Source organism: Marinobacter sp. ES-1 (genome assembly GCF_000475255.1).
In the GTDB taxonomy this organism is placed as follows: domain Bacteria; phylum Pseudomonadota; class Gammaproteobacteria; order Pseudomonadales; family Oleiphilaceae; genus Marinobacter; species Marinobacter vinifirmus.
This window is the reverse complement of sequence record NZ_AXBV01000032.1, coordinates 159385-175518: the sequence shown is the minus strand read 5'-3', so window position 1 is coordinate 175518 and position 16134 is coordinate 159385. Positions and strand designations below refer to the sequence as shown.

General features: G+C 60.9%; 15 protein-coding genes. 9 read left to right on the top strand and 6 right to left on the bottom strand.

Going from position 1 to position 16134, the window contains the following annotated elements:
- The first annotated feature begins 47 nt into the window (after positions 1 to 47).
- The 8 genes from Q668_RS04560 to slmA all read left to right on the top strand — a co-directional run bounded on the left by Q668_RS04560 (position 48) and on the right by slmA (position 6316).
- On the top strand, positions 48 to 1391 hold the full coding sequence (locus Q668_RS04560; protein WP_022988429.1) for a peptidylprolyl isomerase: 1344 nt from the start codon (positions 48 to 50) through the stop codon (positions 1389 to 1391).
- Positions 1388 to 2398, top strand: a complete 1011-nt coding sequence (pdxA, locus tag Q668_RS04555) for a 4-hydroxythreonine-4-phosphate dehydrogenase PdxA (RefSeq protein WP_022988428.1) — start codon at positions 1388 to 1390, stop codon at positions 2396 to 2398. Before Q668_RS04560 ends, pdxA begins: the two co-directional genes overlap by 4 nt.
- Positions 2395 to 3225, top strand: coding sequence for a 16S rRNA (adenine(1518)-N(6)/adenine(1519)-N(6))-dimethyltransferase RsmA (gene rsmA / locus Q668_RS04550; RefSeq protein ID WP_022988427.1), 831 nt, complete (start codon positions 2395 to 2397; stop codon positions 3223 to 3225). The genes pdxA and rsmA overlap by 4 nt, the downstream gene beginning before the upstream one ends.
- Positions 3218 to 4021: a symmetrical bis(5'-nucleosyl)-tetraphosphatase gene (locus tag Q668_RS04545; RefSeq protein WP_022988426.1), complete on the top strand. Its 804-nt coding sequence runs from the start codon at positions 3218 to 3220 to the stop codon at positions 4019 to 4021. The genes rsmA and Q668_RS04545 overlap by 8 nt, the downstream gene beginning before the upstream one ends.
- Positions 4008 to 4406 carry a DUF423 domain-containing protein gene (locus Q668_RS04540; RefSeq protein ID WP_022988425.1) on the top strand — a complete coding sequence of 133 codons (399 nt, stop codon included), beginning with the start codon at positions 4008 to 4010 and terminating at the stop codon, positions 4404 to 4406. The genes Q668_RS04545 and Q668_RS04540 overlap by 14 nt, the downstream gene beginning before the upstream one ends.
- Positions 4407 to 4423: 17 nt before the next feature.
- Entirely contained in the window at positions 4424 to 4624 is a 201-nt protein-coding gene (gene thiS / locus Q668_RS04535) for a sulfur carrier protein ThiS (RefSeq protein WP_036219231.1), read from the top strand.
- Between the two features lie 58 nt (positions 4625 to 4682).
- Positions 4683 to 5492, top strand: coding sequence for a thiazole synthase (locus tag Q668_RS04530; protein ID WP_022988423.1), 810 nt, complete (start codon positions 4683 to 4685; stop codon positions 5490 to 5492).
- Positions 5493 to 5728: 236 nt separating this feature from the next.
- Positions 5729 to 6316: a nucleoid occlusion factor SlmA gene (gene slmA, locus Q668_RS04525; protein WP_036219146.1), complete on the top strand. Its 588-nt coding sequence runs from the start codon at positions 5729 to 5731 to the stop codon at positions 6314 to 6316.
- Between the two features lie 485 nt (positions 6317 to 6801).
- Here the strand turns inward: slmA and Q668_RS04520 are convergent, their stop codons facing one another.
- The 4 genes from Q668_RS04520 to Q668_RS04505 all read right to left on the bottom strand — a co-directional run bounded on the left by Q668_RS04520 (position 6802) and on the right by Q668_RS04505 (position 10782).
- Complete coding sequence (locus tag Q668_RS04520; RefSeq protein WP_022988421.1) at positions 6802 to 7626, bottom strand: inositol monophosphatase family protein; 825 nt, start codon at positions 7624 to 7626, stop codon at positions 6802 to 6804.
- Positions 7627 to 7674: 48 nt separating this feature from the next.
- A complete protein-coding gene (locus Q668_RS04515) occupies positions 7675 to 8970 on the bottom strand; it encodes a pyridoxal phosphate-dependent aminotransferase (protein ID WP_022988420.1) in 1296 nt (431 codons plus the stop codon).
- 45 nt (positions 8971 to 9015) lie between these two features.
- Entirely contained in the window at positions 9016 to 10335 is a 1320-nt protein-coding gene (locus tag Q668_RS04510; protein ID WP_022988419.1) for a substrate-binding domain-containing protein, read from the bottom strand.
- A gap of 135 nt (positions 10336 to 10470) precedes the next feature.
- Complete coding sequence (locus tag Q668_RS04505; protein WP_022988418.1) at positions 10471 to 10782, bottom strand: DUF3301 domain-containing protein; 312 nt, start codon at positions 10780 to 10782, stop codon at positions 10471 to 10473.
- A gap of 155 nt (positions 10783 to 10937) precedes the next feature.
- Here Q668_RS04505 and Q668_RS04500 point away from each other — a divergent pair, with 155 nt between their 5' ends.
- Positions 10938 to 11894, top strand: a complete 957-nt coding sequence (locus Q668_RS04500; protein ID WP_022988417.1) for an AraC family transcriptional regulator — start codon at positions 10938 to 10940, stop codon at positions 11892 to 11894.
- On the opposite strand, the gene Q668_RS04495 is transcribed toward Q668_RS04500, so the two are convergent.
- Together Q668_RS04495 and Q668_RS04490 are read right to left on the bottom strand one after the other, a co-directional pair.
- The gene (locus tag Q668_RS04495) at positions 11864 to 14944 is read right to left on the bottom strand and encodes an efflux RND transporter permease subunit (protein WP_022988416.1); all 3081 of its coding nucleotides are present in this window, start codon (positions 14942 to 14944) and stop codon (positions 11864 to 11866) included. The genes Q668_RS04500 and Q668_RS04495 overlap by 31 nt on opposite strands.
- Positions 14944 to 16041 (bottom strand): efflux RND transporter periplasmic adaptor subunit, encoded by a 1098-nt coding sequence (locus Q668_RS04490; protein WP_022988415.1) that lies wholly within the window; start codon positions 16039 to 16041, stop codon positions 14944 to 14946. Before Q668_RS04490 ends, Q668_RS04495 begins: the two co-directional genes overlap by 1 nt.
- Positions 16042 to 16134: the final 93 nt, after the last annotated feature.

Below are 16134 nucleotides of genomic sequence, written 5' to 3'. Positions count from 1 at the left end.
GGCCTTGCCTGGCTGACGACCCGGAATGCACAAACCAAGAGGTGACTATGAAGGCGACTGTACGCCACGGACTGACCCTGCTGCTGACCATGGCCATGATGACCATGTCGTTGGCGGTACAGGCTGAACGCAAGCTGCTGGACAGGGTGGTCGCCATTGTCGACGACGATGTCATCCTGCAGACCCAGCTGGAAGCCCGGGTGAACACCATTGTGGGCCGGCTGAGTGCCCAGGGTACCGGCCTGCCACCACGCCAGATGCTGGAGCAGCGGGTACTGGAACAGCTGATTGCTGAATCCGTCCAGCTGCAGATGGCGGACAAAATGGGCATGCGCATCAGCGATAACGAGCTGAACGAAACCCTGGCCAATATCGCCCGCAGCAATGGCATGACCATGGCCCAGTTCGAAAGCCAGCTGGCGGAAGAAGGTGTGACCTACCAGCAGGCCCGGGAGCAGATCCGCAACGAGATGCTCACCAGCCGGGTGCAGCAGCGCCAGGTGGGCAACCGGGTGCGCATTACCGACAACGAAGTGGAAAACTACCTGCAAGCCCAGGCCGGCGCCGGCAGCGATGGTGCTGAATACCGCCTGGCCTATATCTTTATCCAGGTAGACGAGCCGGGTAACGAGGCGTCTGTGCGCCAGGCCCGTAACCTGGCGGATAACCTGCGCCAGCAGATCCTGGATGGCCGGGATTTCCGGGAAGTGGCTGTTGCCGAATCCGACGCCAGCAACGCCCTTGAGGGTGGTGATATGGGCTGGCGCTCTGAAAGCCAGCTGCCGTCGCTGGTGGCGCCGGTGGTGCCGGACCTGGAGCCGGGTGTGCCGTCTGCCGTGCTGGAGAACAACAGCGGCTTCCACCTGGTGATGGTAATGGACAAGCGTGGTGGTGAGCAGCAGCAGATTATTGAACAGCACAAGGTTCGCCACATACTGGTTCGCCCGTCCGCAGCGGTGACCGAGGCCCAGGCCGAGCAGCGGATCCGCGATATCTACCGCCAGTTGCAGGACGGTGCCGACTTTGCGGAACTGGCCCGTGAGCTGTCAGACGACCCGGTATCCGGCTCCGATGGCGGCAACCTGGACTGGGTGAGCCCGGGCCAGATGGTCCCCGAGTTTGAGCAGGCCATGCTGGACGCCGATGTAGGTGAAATCTACGGCCCCGTGCGCTCCCAGTTCGGCTGGCATATTCTGCAGGTTCAGGAACGTCGCAAGCAGGATGTCACCGCCGAGGCCCGCGAATCCCAGGCCCGCCAGGCCATCTATCAGCGCAAGTTCGAGCAGGAACTGCAGAACTGGCTGCGGGAAGTCCGTGATGAAGCCTTCGTGGAGTTCAAGGGCGAGTTCGCCGATATGAACCCGCAAAGCGAGGAAGCAGATCCGTCATGAGCACACCGGTCATCCTGGCGCTGACAGCGGGCGAGCCGGCCGGCATCGGCCCGGAACTGTGCCTGCAGCTGGCCACCGAAGCCCGGGACGCTGGGCTGGTGGTAATTGCCAGCCGCGAGTTGTTACAGGCCCGGGCCAGCGCGCTTGGCCTGGAGGTCCAGCTTCATGACTGGCAACCGGGCATGGTGCCGGAAACCCGGGCCGGACACCTGTCGGTTCGGCATGTGGGTGGTTGCCAGTCAACGGTCGCCGGGCAGCTGGATGCCGCCAACAGCCAGTATGTGCTGGATACCTTGACAGTTGCGGCAAGTGGCTGCCTGAACGGCGACTTTGACGGCATGGTTACCGCGCCGGTGCACAAGGGCGTGATCAACGAAGCCGGCATTGCCTTCAGCGGCCACACCGAATTCCTGCAGGAGCTGTGTGGCGTTGAACGGGTGGTGATGATGCTGGCCACGGAAGAACTCCGGGTAGCGTTGGTAACCACCCACTTACCCCTGAAAGACGTATCGGCGGCCATCACGCCGCAGCGCCTGACCCAGGTAACCCGTATTCTCAATGCCGACCTGCAAACCTTCTTCGGCATTGAGCAGCCGCGCATCCTGGTGGCGGGCTTGAACCCCCACGCCGGTGAAGGCGGCCACCTGGGCCGGGAAGAAATCGAAGTGATCGAGCCAACCCTGGAACAATTGCGGGCCGAAGGCATACGGCTGACCGGGCCGCTGCCGGCGGATACCCTGTTTACTCCGCACTGGCTGGACAATGCCGATGCCGTCTTGGCCATGTACCACGACCAGGGCCTGCCGGTGCTGAAATTCCAGGGCTTTGGCCGTGCCGTAAACATCACCCTCGGGTTGCCTATTGTCCGCACCTCGGTCGACCACGGAACGGCGCTCGACCTGGCCGGCACCGGCAAAGCCGACGCAGGCAGCCTGCATACCGCCATTCGGGTGGGCGAGCATATGGCCCGCTGCCGCAAGGCCGCACAGGCCGGAGAATCATCATGAGTAACAAACACGGCCACCAGGCCCGCAAGCGCTTCGGCCAGAACTTTCTGCACGATCCGGGCGTGATCGAACGCATTGTCCGTTCCATCAACCCCAAGCCGGACGATGCCATTGTCGAGATCGGCCCGGGCCTGGGCGCCATCACCGAAGAGATCCTGGCGATCAATCCGCGCCTGCAGGTAGTGGAGCTGGACCGGGACCTGATCCCGGTGCTGCGCACCAAGTTTTTCAACTACCCGGAATTTCAGATTCACGAGGCCGACGCCCTGAGCTTCGATTTTCGTGAGCTGATGACCGACCGCCCCCTGCGCATTGTCGGCAACCTGCCGTACAACATTTCCACCCCGCTGATTTTCCACCTGCTGGAGCAGAGTGGCGTGGTGCAGGACATGCACTTCATGCTGCAGAAAGAAGTGGTCCAGCGGCTGGCGGCGGTACCCGGCGACAACAACTATGGCCGGCTGGGCATCATGGCCCAGTATTTCTGCAAGGTGCAGCCGCTGTTTGAAGTCGGCCCCGGCGCCTTCCGCCCGGCCCCGAAGGTGGATTCCGCCATTGTCCGCCTGGTGCCCCACAAAGAACTGCCACACCCGGCGAAAGACCTGAAAACCCTGCAGGCCGTGGTACGTACCGCCTTCAATGCCCGCCGCAAAACGCTGCGCAAGGCGTTGGGGGCGATGGTAACGGTGGAGCAGTTGCAATCCCTCGGCATCAACGACGGACTACGCCCGGAAAACCTGAGCCTGGCGGACTATGTAAAGATTGCGGATTTGCTGGTGGACAGCGGAGCTGCGCCGGCGGGGAACAACGAGGTAAGTAATGACTGACTACGCCATCGGCGATATTCAGGGTTGCTATGATCGCCTGCGGGATGTGTTGGCCAAGGTGGATTTTTCACCGTCCCGGGACCGGCTCTGGGTGGCCGGTGACCTGATCAACCGGGGGCCATCCTCGCTGGAAACCCTGCGCTACATCGAAAGCCTGGGCAGTTCCGCGGTGGTGGTGCTGGGTAACCATGACCTGCACCTGCTGGCGGTAGCGCTCGGTGGCCACAGCCCGAAGAAGAAAGATACCCTGCACGACATTCTGGAAGCCCCGGACCAAGAGCGGCTGATTCACTGGCTGCGCCAGCAACACCTGTGTGTGCACGATGCCGATCGCAACCTGCTGATGGCCCACGCCGGCCTGCCTCATATCTGGAACGTGGAACAGGCCGTGGCCTGTGCCCGGGAAGTGGAAACGGTGATCTGCGGCGACAATGCTGGCGAATACTTCAGCCAAATGTATGGCAATCAGCCGGAATGCTGGTGTGATACCCTCACCGGCATGGATCGCTGGCGGGTGATCACCAATTACTTCACCCGTATGCGCTTTATTGCACAGGATGGCAGCCTGGAACTGGCCACCAAGGAAGCGGCTGCCAACGCCCCGGAAGGTTTCGCACCCTGGTTTACCTACCCGCGCAAAGACGACGTAACCGTGGTGTTCGGCCACTGGGCGGCCCTGGAAGGTAAAACCGGCAGCGAACGGTTTATCGGCCTGGACACCGGCTGCGTATGGGGCGGTGCCCTGACCATGATGAACCTGGATACCGGAGAGAAAATTCACTGTGACTGCAGCTGACAGCAACACCCGGATTGTACGCTGGGCACTGGTAGCCGGCGCCGTTGCCGGTTTGCTGGCGGTCATGGCCGGCGCTTTCGGTGCCCACGGCTTGCGTAACCTGGTGAGCGAACGGGGCCTTGAAGTGTTCCAGACCGCGGTCAGCTACCAGATGTACCACGCCCTGATCCTCGTCGTGGCCAGTCTGATGCCGGTACTCGGCCTGCCCCGGAAACTCCTGGCTGTGGCTTGCGGCTTCTGGCTGGTGGGCATCCTGCTGTTCAGCGGCAGCCTGTACCTGCTGGTGCTGACAGGAGCCCACTGGCTTGGGCCGGTCACTCCGGCAGGCGGGCTGTGTTTCATGGTGGGCTGGGCACTGTTGGCCATCGCAGCCCTGAAGAAATAACAAAGGTGATCACAACCATGCAGGTAAAGGTTAATGGCGAAGCCATGGAACTCCCGAGCGGAGCCACCATTGCCGCCTTGATTGAGCAACTCGCACTGGCCGGCAAACGCGTGGCGGTGGAAGTGAACGAAGACATCGTACCCCGCAGCCAGCACCCGGACTTTTCCCTCAGCGAAGGTGATCGTGTGGAAGTGGTACACGCCATCGGAGGCGGTTAATCCTCCTTGCTGCGAACGACCACTCCCGACTCTCATTTCGACAGAAATCAGGCAGGTTATGACAGACACACCAGAGATTCAGCTCCCCGAAGACAAACCCCTGGAAATTGCCGGCAAGGTGTACCAGTCCCGCTTGCTAGTAGGCACCGGCAAATACCACGACCTGATGGAAACCGGCCACGCCATTGAAGCCAGCGGTGCCGAGATTGTGACTGTAGCAGTACGCCGAACCAACATCGGCCAGAATCCGGACGAGCCCAACCTGCTGGACGTGGTTTCCCCGGATGCCTATACCATTCTGCCGAACACGGCCGGCTGCTACACCGCCAAAGACGCGGTACGCACCTGCAAACTGGCCCGGGAACTGCTCGATGGCCACGACCTGGTGAAGCTGGAAGTGCTGGGCGAGCACAAAACCCTGTACCCCAACATGCCGGAAACCCTGGCGGCCGCCGAAGAGCTGATCAAAGACGGCTTCAAGGTGATGGTGTACTGCTCCGACGACCCGCTGCTGGCCATGCGCCTGGAAGAAATGGGCTGTGTTGCCATCATGCCTCTGGGTGCTCCCATTGGCTCCGGCCTGGGTATCCAGAACCGCTACAACATCCGGTTGATTGTCGAGAATGCGAAGGTGCCGGTACTGGTGGATGCGGGCGTAGGCACCGCCTCAGACGCCACCATCGCCATGGAACTGGGCTGCGACGGCGTACTGATGAACACCGCCATCGCCCAGGCCAAAGACCCGATCAAAATGGCCAACGCCATGCGCCTGGCCATCGAAGCCGGCCGCGAGGCCTACCTTGCTGGACGTATGCCGAAGAAGCTGTACGCCAGTGCGTCGTCGCCGATCGACGGCACCTTTTTTTGATTTAATAATTAGCCACGGAATCCACGGAAGGACACGGAAAAATGAAAGGATAAGGACTGTTTTGCCACGAAATCCACTAAAGAACACGAAATAAAAGCCAAAGGCCTTTTGGTTTTCTAATCAGTCATCTTTGTTCGTGTTTTTTAGTGGATTTCGTGGCAAAAAAATCTTTTCGTTTTTTCCGTGTTTTTCCGTGGATTCCGTGGCAAAAAAAACAGAGCGCTGTAGTCCTGATTATGACCACTCAAAAACCCAGCCGGCGGGACACCATCCTGCAGGCCCTTGTTGAATTGCTGCAAAAAGACCCCGGGGCCCGGATCACCACCGCTGGCCTGGCCAAAACCGTGGGTGTAACCGAAGCCGCCCTGTATCGGCACTTCCCCAGCAAACGCAAAATGTTCGAAGCCCTGATCGAGTTTGCCGAGGAAGCAGTTTTCTCCCGTTGCCAGGTGGTGTTGCAGGAGCAGGAAGACGTTCGTGTGCGTTTGCAGCAGCTGGTGCACCTGGTACTGGTGTTCGCCGAGCGCAACCCGGGCCTGTGCTGCGTGCTGACCGGCGATGCCCTGATGGGCGAAGACGAGTCGCTGCGCAAGCGAGCGTCCCAGTTTTTCGAACGCCTGGAAACCCAATTCCGCCAGGCTCTGAAAGAAGGCGAAATCCGCCAGGGCCTGCGGCCCCGCACCAGCGCTGCCCGGGGTGCCGATTTCGTGATGGTGTTCCTCGAAGGGCGCATCCAGCGCTTCGTCCGCTCCTCGTTCTCCCGTTTGCCCTCCACCGACTTCGACGAGGCCTGGAGCCTGGTTGCCGAGGCCGTCTGGGGCTGAGTTCTGGTACGCCTAGCCTGCAGGTTTCGGGGGCATAGTCTTGGTAGCCTGCGAGGTCGGGGGTGTTGTGGGTGGGGGTTGCCCTTCGCAGAAGCGCTCCTTCGGCACATCCATGTGGCGCTTGTCTTCGGCCATCCATGGCCTACGAAATTCTGCGAAGGGCAACCCCCACCCACAACGGTCTAACTCCGGCAGGAGGCCGATCCCAACTGCGCGAAGTCTGCGCTACGTCAGAAGTTCGCGTTCTCATAAAGCGAAGATGGTGTTTCCGGCGCGATTCCTGTGAAGTCAGATAGGCGCTGGCTGGATACCCTTTCCCGAAATTTCGGAGGCCATGGATGGCCGGAGAGAAGCGCACATGGATGTGCTTGTAGCGGTTTCGGGAAAGGGTATCCAGCCAGCGCCCTACCGCCCAACCTGAAGGCTACCAAGACTATGCCCCCAAACTCGAAGGCTAGGCGCCCCCAACTCCCAAGCCCCGAAGCTCAGTCGTAACCAGACGCCGAACGGAGTATGGCGCGAACCGGCTCCCATATTGCCGGGGCGGAGATGAGGATGTCGCGCCCCCAGAGGTCGGCCGGGTAGTCATCGGGTACATCGCCGAAGTGGCCCACCGTGGCGCCGGCTTCCCAGGCGATCAGGCGGGCGGCGGCGAAGTCCCAGGGGCTGACGTTTTCGTAGTAGATATCCAGGCGGCCACAGGCCACCCAGCAGATATCCAGTGCCGCTGAACCGATGCGGCGCAGGTCGCGGCATTGGTGGATCATCGCATCCAGCCGGCGTACCAGCGGTTCCAGGTTGTCCTTGGTGTAGGGAAAACCGGTGGCGAACAGGGATTGCCGGGGCTCGGTGGCGCCGCTGTGGCGGATCGGCTGGCCATTCAGGGTAGCGCCTTCGCCCTTGGTGGCCCGGAAGGTTTCGCCGGGGAAGGGCGCGTGTACCACACCTACCTGCACCTGCCCGCGCTCCGCATAGGCAATGGACACCGCCACCTGGGGGTGGCCGTAAGCGTAGTTTACCGTGCCGTCGATGGGATCGATGACCCACAGCGGGGTGTCCAGGGACTCGGCCTGGGACAGGTCCGGCATGGTTTCTTCAGACAGGATGCGATGATCCGGGAAGCGCTCGCGGATGGCGTTGGTGATGAACTCATCGGCCATCACATCGGCATGGGTGACCAGCTCGGTCTGGTGTTTGTAGTCGGTGCGAAGGGTGTTCTGGTCACGCTCGTGGCGGATCAGTTCGCCGGCTTCAACAGCCAGGGCTTCGGCAAAATCGGTGATTTCGCGCAGAGAAACAGAGTCAGACATGGCACCCCCGGTCAGAAAACATGAGGGTGCCAGTCTAGCACGACAGAATCAGAGGCTGTTCAGCCACTTCTCCATCTTGTCCATGGCCAGTACCAGGCGCGGGCCGGCTTCCTGGACGAAGTCCTCCCCCAGCTCCTGGTCTGCATAGCTTCCGCCGGCCAGTTCCAGTGCCTGGGTGCCGTCGAAATCCACGAACGCCAGGCGTGCGCCCATGTGGTCGGGCACAAAGCCGAAATCACTGGAGGGCAGGATGGCCACGCCGGTGTCTTCCAGCAGGGCGGTGCAGAAGGCCTGGGAGGTTTTGATGTCCTTGCGGGCCAGCTTTTCACTGAAGGCGGAGAAGTCCGGGAACAGGTAGAAAGCTCCCTCGGGCTTACGAACCACGGCGCCCATGGCGCTCAGGCGGGAGTACATGTACTCGCCCACCACTTTCAGCACCCGGCGGGACTGTTTCAGGTACTCGTCGATGTCTTCACCGCCGTCGAATGCCGTGATTGCCGCATGCTGGATGGGCGCACTGGTGGAGGTGAAGGTCTCGCTGGCAATGATCGCCATGGCGTCCTGCAACGGGCGCAGTTCCGGCGGGAAGATGAAGGTGCCCAGGCGCCAGCCACCGGCGCCGAGCCACTTGCTCATGCCGGTGCTGATGATGGTACCTTCCGGGTAGTAGCGCGCAATGGACTTGTGCCGGCCCTCGAAGTGCACTTCACCGTAGATTTCATCCGACAACAGGATCAGGTTGTACTTGCGGGCCACGTTGGCGATGGCCAGCAACTGGTCGTCGGTGTAGGTGCAGCCGGTGGGGTTGGACGGGTAGTTGAGAATCAGGATGCGCGGACGAGATGGATCGTCCCGGCAGATAATGTCCAGCTCTTCCGCCGTCAGCTGCCAGTTGTTCTCTGCGTGGGTGGGCAGCCAGTGTACCGAGCGACCGATGATGCGGGCCTGGGGGGCGTAGGACACCCAGCTCGGGCGCGGAATCAGCAGGTCGCCGTAGTAGGCCAGCTGCAGGATGAACAGCAGTTCCTTGGAGCCCGGGCCGATTAGTACGTCTTCCCAGGTACAACGCATACGCTCGGCCCGGTTGATGTAACCGGCAATGGCCTGGCGCAGGCCTTTCAGGCCCTTCACCGGCAGGTAGTCTTTCTCGTGGGCGTGTTCTTTGAGGGCGTTAACCACACGTTCCGGCACCGGGAACGGAGACTGGCCCAGTCCCAGCTTGATAATGTCCTTACCTTCCGATCGCAGCTGGTTGCTCAGCTCGTTGATGCGCAGGGTAGAGGAGGGCTGGATGCCCCGAACGTTCAGGTTGATGGCGAAGCGGTGGTCGTTTTTGATGTCCATTGTCCCGGTCTGTTGGTTGGTGGTGACAATGGCAGTATAGGAAAATTATCGCGCCCTGATCCACACTTCCACCCGGCCGTTTCTCTGGTTACCGCTGCCACCGACAGGCATGTATTGTCCGTAACCAGTGTAGGCCACCCGGGGCAGTCCTGTCTGGTGCAGGGCCTTGCGAACGGACAGCGCGCGCAGTTCGGAAATCATCTGGGCCCGCAGTTCGTGGCTCTGGGCGTCGGCAAAGCCGATCAGCAACAGGTCGTCCGCGGAGCGGCCATGCTGTTCCAGGTAATCGATCACCCGCAGCAGGTCACGCTGGGCTTTGTTATCCAGCTTGGTGCGGCCTTCCGAGAACCGGAAGTTCACAGTCAGGCGCTGATACTCGGCGGTCAGGCGTTTGAAGGTGTCCGGCACCGAGCTATCAAGCTCCGGCTTTACCGCAATCGGGTTCTGGGAAATAAAGCCGGATTCGGCCACCAGCGCCTGCCCTTCATTGCCGAGGGCGAACTCAATCAGTCCGCGGGCGAATTCCGGGGTCTGGTTGCCCATGGTGTACATGAACAGCCGGCGTGACAGCGGGTAGTCTTCGCTGGCCACGGTGAGCTGGTTCGGTTTCAGGGCCGGGGCATTGCCGTCGGAAATGGCCAGCAGCTTGCTGTTGCGCACCGAGGCCAGGCCGGAGAAACCGATGCCGCCCGGGTCCCGGGACACGTCGTCGGAAAGCTGGTCGTTGGATTCATAGCGCATTGCGCTGCTGTCCAGCGTGTAGGTTTTACCGAGGACCAGGGATTTGAAAGTATCCCAGGTGCCGGAACGGTCGTCCCGGGCGTACAGGCTGATGGCGCGGTCCGGGCCGCCAAGTTCTGACCAGTTGCGGATTTCGCCGGCAAAGATCTGCCCCAGCGTTTGTATGCTCATCTTGCTGACGGGGTTGGACGGGTGCACGAGGATGGCCAGGCCATCTATGGCAATTACGTGCTCGCTTTCCAGTGCGGTCAGGTCGGCCTGTGCACTGACCTGCTGCGCTTCCCCCGGTTTCACCGGCCGCGAGGACGCCCAGATGCCGGCCTGGCCGCTGGCCAGGGTGCGAAAACCGGTGCTGGAACCGTGGGCAGCCACCAGCACGCTCACGGTGCCGCCTTCGCTGGCAATGCTCAGAATCTTTTCGTTTTCCACGCCGGTGGGTTCGGCCTTAACGGTGCCGTTACCGATGTGTTCCAGGTGACCGGTCACCAGCATGGGTGCCAGGGTGGCGCCCACGGTGTTGGAGCCGTGAATTTCCAGGTTATGGGCCAGGGTGGAAGACAGGGGCAGGGCAGTCAACAGCGCCAGTGCGCCGGCTTTGAAAGCTGCAGAAACGGAATAAGACATCGCCAGAAAACCTATTCAGGACAAGAAGTTGTGCTGGCGCAAGGATGCTACATAAATATGACAGTTATGTTTCAGGCCGGTCGGACAGGGCCTGGATTCGGAATTCTCAGGTAGCGAATTGTAAGCAGTCTTCGGTCAGAACCGGTGTGGGTCCAGCTCCATGTGCACGATCTTGCGGCCTAGCATGATCACCCGGCCGGTATAGCGTTCCTCACCGGTGGTGGCGAAGTCGAACAGGAACCGGCGCCATACCCTCAGGCTACCTTGTGAGTCCCGCTTGAACCACAGGCCCCGCAGGTACACGGCATCGTCGAGCAGAAGCACGTCCATGCTTTTGCAATAACGGTGAGCGGCTTGCAGTACCGAGTCTTTGATGGCCTTGGCCTGCCACCAGTACCAGACCAGAAAGCCGGCAACGAAAAGCCAGAAAAGGGTTCCGAGGGTCAAGGGTGTGTCCTGTTATGTTGCCTGTGTGAGAGTTTGATAAGCATCAATAAATCCCTATTAACCACAAAGAATGCAGGGGTTTTGCAAGATCTGGCTAGGGATTTGTGGGAATGTTGCTTACAACAGCAGTCTCACCTTTTACCTGTCTGAGTAGTATGCAGAACTTTATCGTCAATTCCGAGCTGGAATCTTACCTTCGCCTGAACCGCGCCGCCTGCGGGGAGTGGACGCTGGCCCTGCAGGATTTGCTGGGCTGCGCCGGGCTGGTTTGCGATTTGTCCCGGCCGAAAGCCGAAGCCGGCTCGTTGTCGGCGCTGGAAGTCGGAGCGGGCATGGTTGCCGCTTTGTCGGTCAGCCAGAACCTCATCCTGAAACACTGCTGCCTGGATTCGCCCTTGCTGGTGTTCCGGGTTCAGGGGCGGTGTGAGGTTGTGTTAGCCGGTAAGGCAGCGACCACGGTCTTTCCGTTTCAGGTAATTCCGCCTGATCAAACCTTCAGCCTGAGGGTGGCGGCAGACAGCCGTGTGCTCCTGCTCCGGCTGGCAGACCAGCCCGATGCGCCGCATACAGGCCCGGCCATTGGTGATGCGATCACCCGTTGTATCCACGGGTTCCTGTTCCAGGTCGGATTTCTGCAAGACCACGATCACGGATGCCGGGCGGCGGAAACCCTGTTGCAGGAGATCAACGGGATACTTTGCGGAAACACCGCTGCTGCCTCAGCAACGACAGCCATTCCGGAGCCCGACCGCCGGTTACTCAAGGCCATCAGCAAGATACGGACAGAGCCGGACTGGCCCTTTGACCTGCAGGAGTTATCCAGCCACGCCGGAGTGAGCGAGCGTAATCTCTACTACCTGATGAAACGGCAGACCGGCATGACACCCTACCGCTATTACCAGCGCTGCCGGCTGATTCGCGTGCGCCGGCGGCTGGTGGATTGCCAGTGCGCAGTGCCCCATATCTCCCGCTACGCAGGTGATGAAGGCTTCAGCCACTTTGGCCGTTTCGCGGCGCTCTACCGGGAACACTTCGGAGAGCTGCCCAGCGAAACGGTTCAGTGGCGCCGGCGTTTGCAGGCTCAGGAGCTGCTGGCGCCGGCACTTTCCTGATCTTCGTGCTCATCAGCGGCGGAGCCGTGATGATCACGGGCGAGCAGGATGTAGAACGCCGGCAATACGAACACGGTGAACAGGGTGCCAATGCCCAGGCCGGCACTGATGGTCAGGCCGATGGCAAACCGGCTTTCGGCGCCGGGGCCCACCGCGATCAGCAGCGGCACCATGGCGAAGATCAGTGCCAGTGAGGTCATGATGATCGGCCGCAGGCGAATAGCTGCAGCCTCAATCACCGCCTCTACCTTGTTCAGGCCTTGCTCTTTCTGTAGCTGGTTGGCGAATTCCACAATCAAGATGCCGTTCTTCGACACCACACCAATCAGGGTGATCAGGCCCACCTGGGTGTAGATGTTCATGCTGGCGAAGCCCAGCACGATGAACGCCATGGCGCCGGCAACGGACATGGGCACCGACACCAGGATGATGATCGGGTCGCGCCAGCTTTCGAACTGCGCCGCCAGTACCAGGTAGATCACCAGCAAGGACAGGAAGAAGGTCACCACCAGGGCGCTGCCCTGGGTCGCCAGCTGCCGTGATTCGCCGGTGTAGTCGAAGCTGAAGCCCTGCGGGAACACTTCTCCAGCAGTCTGCTCCATGAACTCCATGGCGGTACCGGCTGCCACGCCGGGCATGACCACCCCTTCGAGCGTGAGCGAGTTCAGCTGGTTGAACTGGGAGCGGTTGGATGGTTCCACTTCCTCGGTAAAGCTGACCACACTGGAGAGCGGTACCAGCTCGCCGTTGCCGGCGCGGATGTAGTAGTCATCCAGTGCTTCACGGCTGGCGCGGAACTGGTCGTCCACCTGTGGAATCACCTGGTAGGAGCGGCCTTCCATGTTGAAGCGGTTGATGTAACCACCACTGAGCATGCTGGCCAGCGACTGGCCAACATCCTGCATCGACAGGCCCAGGTCTGCCACCCGGTCACGGTCCACGTTAATGCGGGTGCTCGGCTTGTCGAAGTTGATGGATTTCTTCAGGAACATGAAGTTGCCGCTCTGCATGGCCTTGCCCAGCAGTTCATCGGCCACCTGGTCGAGCTGCTCGTAGCTGCCGCCGGTGGTGATCACAAACTGGAACGGCAGGCCACCGCCGGAGCCCGGCAGGGCCGGCAGCGGAAACACCGCGGTTTGCAGGCCGGTGACATTCTTCAGCTCGGCATCCAGCAGCGGCTGGGCCTCGAACTGGCTGATTTCCCGCTCGCTCCAGGGCGACATCTTGAAGCCGCCAAACACGGCGTTCGGGCTGGTGACACCCAGGATCATGAAGTCTTCGTTGTAGCCGGGCACGGTGGCCATGCGGTCCTGCACTTCCTGGCCGTGCTCATAGAGGTAGTCCAGGGTGGACGTTTCCGGCCCCAGACCCTGATAGAACAGGATGCCCTGGTCTTCGGTGGGGGCCAGTTCGTTCTGGCTCATCATCACCATGAAGTAAATGGAACCCAGCACCACCACAGCGAAGAACACCACCACAGACTTGGTCTGCATCAGCGAGGTCAGTGCTGCTTTATAGGCATTGGCCAGGCCGTTGAAGGTTTTCTCGACCAGTTGCTCGAACTTGCCCGGGTTGCCGTGTGGCTTGAGCACCTTGCCGGACAACATGGGCGATAGGGTCAAGGCCACGATGCCGGAGATGACCACGGTGCCGGCCAGGGTGAAGGCAAACTCGGTAAACAGTGAGCCAACCAGGCCACCCATAAAGCCGATGGGGGCGTACACCGCCACCAGGGTGGTGGTCATGGCGATGATGGGGGTGGCCATCTCCCGGGCACCGTTAATGGCGGCCTCGAACCTGGACTCGCCCTGCTCGATATGCCGGTGCACGTTCTCCACCATGATGATGGCGTCATCCACCACCAGGCCGATGGCCAGCACCATGGACAGCAGGGTCAGCAGGTTCAGGGAGAAGCCGAACATCAGCATGACAAAGGCACCGCCGATCAGCGACAGCGGCACGGCAACCGACGGCACCACGGAGGCACGTACTGAGCCCAGGCACAGGAACACCACCACCAGTACGATGATCATGGCTTCGATCAGGGTACGGATAACTTCGTTGATGGAGTCGTCGATAAAGTCCGAGGCATCGTAGGCCAGGCGTACATTCAGGCCGCTGGGCAGCTGGCTTTCGATGTCGGGCAGTTCGTCTTTCACCAGTCCGGCTACCGTCAGCGGGTTGGCTCCGGGCGCCATTTCGATCGCCACGTAGGTGGCCGGCTGGCCCTTGTACAGCGCCAGTTGGTCGTAGCTCTGGGAGCCCAGCTCAACCCGCGCGATGTCCTGCAGGCGGATCAGGGTGCCGCCGGACTGTTTCACCACCAGGTTGCGGAAGGCATCAGGATCGGCGATGTCGGTATCGGTTGTCAGGCTTACTTCGGTGTACTTGCCCCGGGTCTGGCCCACAGCGGCCTGGTAGTTGTTGGCGCGCAGCTTGGCGGCCACCTCTACCGGCGTCATATCGACCGCAGCCAGTCGCTCAGGGTCCAGCCATACCCGCAAGGCGAAGGTACGGCCCAGCAGCTGGGCCTTACCCACGCCAGACAGTGCCTGCAGCTTGGGCTGAACAACACGGGTCAGGTAATCGGTAATCTGGGGTACATCCAGCTCGGTGCTGTAGAAGGCGATGTACATCAATGCGGTGTCGTCACCGGTGGTGGAGGTGATCACCGGGTCTTCGGCTTCTGCCGGCAGCACGTTGCGCTGGCTGGCCACCTTGGCCTGGATTTCCGCCAGGGCATCGTTGGCATCGTAGTTCAGCACCATCTTGGCCTGGATGGTGGACACGCTCTGGGAGCTGGTGGAGGTCAGGTAATCAATACCGCTGGCTTCGGCAATGGCCTGTTGCAGGGGCGTGGTGATAAAGCCCTTGATCAGGTCCGAGCTGGCACCGGGGTAGGCGGTGGTGACCGTCACCGTGGTGCTCTCCAGTTTCGGGTACTGGCGGATTTCCATTTCCATGGCGGCCCGGGCACCGAGCAGCAGGATCAGCAGGCTGACCACCGTGGCCAGGACTGGCCGGTGGACAAATATATCGGTGAATTTCATTACTCAGACGCCTCCTGGCCGGATTCGTCCTGAATCTCAACCCGCTGGCCGGCCCGGAGCCTGAGCAGGCCCTTGGCAACCACGGTTTCACCGGATTCGAGGCCGGACGTTACGGAGGCCCTGCCCTCACGGACTTCGCCAGTGGTGACGCTGCGGCGGCTGACCACCAGCTGGCCTTCATCGTTTTCTTCCACTACGAACACGAAGTTGCCGTAAGTGTTATAGGAAATAGCCTCGCGGGGCAGGGTGACCACTTCGTTATCCCGGGGCTGGCCGGTCTGGACAGTGGCAAACATACCCGGGCGCAGCAGGTTATCTTCGTTGTTCAGGATGGCGCGTATGCGCACGGTGCGGGTTTCCGGGTTCACCGAGGTGTTAATGGCGCTGACGTCACCCTCAAAGGTGCGGTCAGGCACTGCGGCTACAGTGACAGACACCGGATAGCCCTGGTCGACATCCGGCAGGTATTTCTCGGACAGGGTGTAGTCCACGTAGATCGGATGCAGCATGTTGATCTCGACGATCGGAGTGCCGGTGCCAATGTACTGGCCCTGATCCACCATCCGGATACCCAGCTTGCCGTCGAACGGGGCCTTGATCACCTTTTTGTTCAGCTGGGCCTCGGCCTCGTTCACCCGTGCCCGGGCGGCATCGTAGTTGGCCTTGGCTTCGTCGTACTGGGACTGGGACACGGCGCGCCGCGGCAGTAGGTCGGAAATCCGCTTGAACTCCTGCTGCGCCAGTTGAGCCTCGGCCCGACGGGTGCGCAGGGCGGCTTCGTCGATAGCGGCATCCAGGCGAACCAGGACGTCTCCCTGTTTAACGGTGTCGCCGGATTCAAAGCTGATGCTTTGAATCACTCCCGGCACCTCGTTGGCCACCTCAATACCGTTAATGGCTTCTACGCTGCCCACCGCCTTGATGGCCGGCTGCCAGTTTTCGGTGGTTGCCTTGGTCACGGAAATGATCGCCGGCGGCTGAGGCTGTGACAGCATTTCCTTCATCTGGCCAAACTGCATGAATTTGTAGCCAAAGATGCCGCCAAGGACGACACCAAGGAAAATGATGACGATGACAAAACGGGATGCGGTGCGCATAGGTCTGTTCCTAGAGTGGATTCCTGTAGTTTCGGACGCCTGCCGGGGGGGTTCGTTAAAGTCAATAGGCGTTTTGGATTAGCATGCTACAAA